Raw genomic sequence first — 630 nt, forward strand, 5'->3', positions numbered from 1 at the left:
CATTAGAGCTTTATTCGCCCCTCACCTCGCACGGGGTCATCCAGCGAGATCGCGCAATCCCCATCAGCGGCCTTGCGTCGCCGGGGAGCACGGTGACTGTTACCATCGGTAACGAGAGCTATCCGACAAACGCCGACGCGCAAGGGCACTGGCTCGCCACGCTTCCCGCGCGCGGCGCCGGTGGGCCCTATGTTCTCGAAGTCCGCAGCGGGAACGACGCGATCAGGCTCGACGATGTCCTGGTTGGCGATGTCTGGCTTTGCTCGGGCCAGTCGAACATGGAGTTCACGCTGCGCCACGCGACCAATTCGGATGGAGAGGTGGGCGGGTCATCCAACGGGAACCTGCGACTGTTCAATGTCCCGCGCCAAAGCAGCCCGACGCCGCAAGCGCGGTTCGCTAGCCCGACTTCATGGCAGGTTTCAGGACCGACTTCCGCCGCCGACTTTTCAGCCGCCTGCTTCATCATGGGCCGCGAGCTGCAGGCCCATCAGAAGATCCCGATCGGCCTTGTTGCCGCCAGCTGGGGCGGATCGCCGATCGAGGAGTGGATCAGCCGCGAGGCACTGCAAACGATCCCCCGCTTTGCTGGCGAACTGGCCTTGCTCGACCAATATGCCCAGGATCCGC

1 protein-coding gene is annotated in these 630 nt (G+C 64.1%); it reads left to right on the forward strand.

Annotation, left to right across the window (positions count from 1 at the left end):
• Positions 1–92 precede the first annotated feature (92 nt).
• Positions 93–630: sialate O-acetylesterase (locus J7528_RS23885; protein WP_291879837.1), on the forward strand; the 538-nt coding region annotated here is incomplete at its 3' end.

It is taken from the genome of Caulobacter sp. (genome assembly GCF_017744445.1).
Classification (GTDB): Bacteria; Pseudomonadota; Alphaproteobacteria; order Caulobacterales; family Caulobacteraceae; genus Caulobacter.